The organism is Rhizobacter sp. P3_B12, from assembly GCF_056402895.1.
On sequence record NZ_JBFUGN010000891.1, the window covers coordinates 1 to 2,558 of the forward strand.

Annotated in this window: 2 protein-coding genes; both read left to right on the top strand. The window is 72.1% G+C overall.

The annotated features are described in order from the left end of the window. A partial coding sequence (locus AC1D01_RS29625; protein ID WP_477872804.1) for a hypothetical protein occupies positions 1–261 on the top strand: 261 nt, incomplete at its 5' end. After that, positions 258–2,558: ATP-binding protein (locus AC1D01_RS29630; RefSeq protein WP_477872806.1), on the top strand; the 2,301-nt coding region annotated here is incomplete at its 3' end. The genes AC1D01_RS29625 and AC1D01_RS29630, both read left to right, overlap by 4 nt.

Here is a 2,558-nt window from a genome sequence, read left to right on the forward strand (position 1 = left end):
GATGCCACCGACGTGCGCGACTACCTGCAGGCCTATGACGACACCTTCAGCAACCCGCTGCAGCTGCCCTACCTGCGCATCCCCGGCGCCTTCAGCTACTGGCAGTCGCTGGACCTGCGCCTGGCCGCCGCGACCAGCGGGCAACTGAGCCCGCAGGCCGCACTCAGGGCCGCCTCCGTCGACTTCGAGGAGATCACGGTGCGGCTCGGGCGCAACACGCAGCGCAGCGCCTTCCGGGCCTCGCTCGGGCTGCCGCGATGAACGGGGCGGCGCGCCGGGAGCGCTGGGAGCGTTGGCACACGCTCGGCATCGGCAGCAAGCTGACGGGGGCCTTCGGCGTGCTGGCCGGCGTCACGGTGCTGGTCGTGCTGCTGGCCTTGCTGGCGGGCCAGCACCTGACGCGCGACATCGCGCTGGCCGAGAACCTGCGCCGCCCCGCGTCGCTCGCCTCGACGCAGGCGCAGGCCAGCCTGCTCAGCATGCAACTGCACGTGCGCGGCTACCTGGTGCTCAGCGATCCGCAGGACGTGCAGCAGTACCAGGTCGCCCGGCGCGAGTTCGAGGATCGCCTGGCCGCGCTGCAGGCCATGTCGAACAGCTGGGCCGAGACGGGCGCGGCGCGCCTCGTCAGCGACCTGACGACCGACTACCGCCGCTGGGAGGGCCTGCCGAAGCAGCTGTTCGACCTGCACGACAACCCGCTGAAGAACCAGCCCGCGCTGCGGCTGTGTCGCGTCGACGTGCAGGCCAGGCGCGTGCAGGTGCTCGACGGCGTCAGCCGCATCCTCGAGCTGCAGCGGTCGCGCGAGTCGAGCCCGCACAGCCGCGAGCTGGTGTCCGACCTGCTGCGCTTCCAGACCTCGTTCGACGCGATGGTGACCAACCTCATCGCCTACGGCGCGTCGGGCGAGCTGAGCTTCAAGCTGGCCTACGGCCCGCAGCTGTCCACCAATGCCGCGGCCTGGAACGCGGTGGCGGCCCGGCGGGCCGTGCTCGACGCGCGGCAGAACGCGCTGCTCGACCACCTCGGGCGCCAGCGTGCCGAGGTGACCGAGCTCGCGCTGCAGATCATCGGCATCCTGAACGGCGAGCGCGCCTACGAAGACCTCTACCTGTACCGCACCCAGGTGGCACCGCAGGCCGAGGTGATGCTGGAGCGCCTGGCCCGGCTCACGGCCGGCCAGCAGGCGGGCCTCGGCCAGGCGCTGACCGGCGCGGTGCACCGCATCGCCGACGCCCGCCTCGCCGCCGCGGCGCTCGCGCTGCTGGCGGTGCTGGCGGCGGTGCTGCTGGCCTGGCGCTTCCAGCGCAGCATCGTGGGGCCGGTGCGCCGCCTGACCAACGTGGCCGAACGCGTCGCGGCGGGCGACCTGTCGGCGCGCGCCGCGGTCGAATCCGGCGACGAGATCGGGCTGCTGGCGCGCAGCATCAACACCATGACGCAGCGGCTGGCCGACACCATCGCGCACCTCGAATCGGTGTTCGCCGAGGCGCAGCGCGCCAAGGACGCCGCCGAGCTCGCCAACCGCGCGAAGAGCAGCTTCCTGGCGAACATGAGCCACGAGATCCGCACGCCGATGAACGCGATCCTCGGCATGTCGCACCTGGCCCTGCAGAGCGGCCTGGATGCGCGGCAGCACAACTACATCCAGAAGGTGAACGCCTCGGCCGAATCGCTGCTGGGCATCATCAACGACATCCTCGATTTCTCGAAGATCGAGGCCGGCAAGCTCGACATCGAGTCGATCCCGTTCAGCCTCGGCGAGGTGATGGACAACCTGAGCAACGTGGTCGGCATGAAGGCCGACGAGAAGGACCTCGAGCTGCTGCTCGAACTGCCGCTGCAGCTGCCGAGCGCGCTGGTGGGCGACCCGTCGCGGCTGGGTCAGGTGCTGCTGAACCTGGGCAACAACGCCGTCAAGTTCACCGCCAGGGGCGAGGTCGTGGTGGCGGTGCGGGTGATCGACGCAGGCGACGCAGGCGACGCCGGCCACGGCGACGACAGACCGGCGCGGCTGCGCTTCGAGGTGCGCGACACCGGCATCGGCATGAGCCGCGAGGAGCAGGAGCGCCTGTTCGAGCCCTTCACGCAGGCCGATGCCTCGACCAGCCGGCGCTACGGCGGCACCGGCCTCGGGCTGGCCATCAGCCGGCACCTGGTGCTCCTGATGGGCGGCAAGCTGGCGGTCGACAGCGAGCCGGGGCGCGGCAGTTGCTTCCACTTCGAGCTCGCCTTCGACCTGCAGCCGGGCGCCGCGGCGGCGCCGCCGGCCGCGCCCCACGACAGCCTGTCGGGCACGCGCGTGCTCGTCGTCGACGACAACGCCGCCGCGCGCGAGGTGCTCGCCGGGATGAGCCAGGCACTGGGCCTGAACGCCGATGCCGCCGCCGGCGGCGAAGAGGCCTTGCGGCGGGTGGTGCAGGCGGATGCCGGCGACCGGCCGTACCAGCTGCTGCTGCTGGACTGGAAGATGCCCGGCATGGACGGCGTGGCCTGCGCGCAGGCGCTGGTCGACCGGGCCGGGCTGCGCCACCCGGCGCCGGTGGTGCTGATGGCC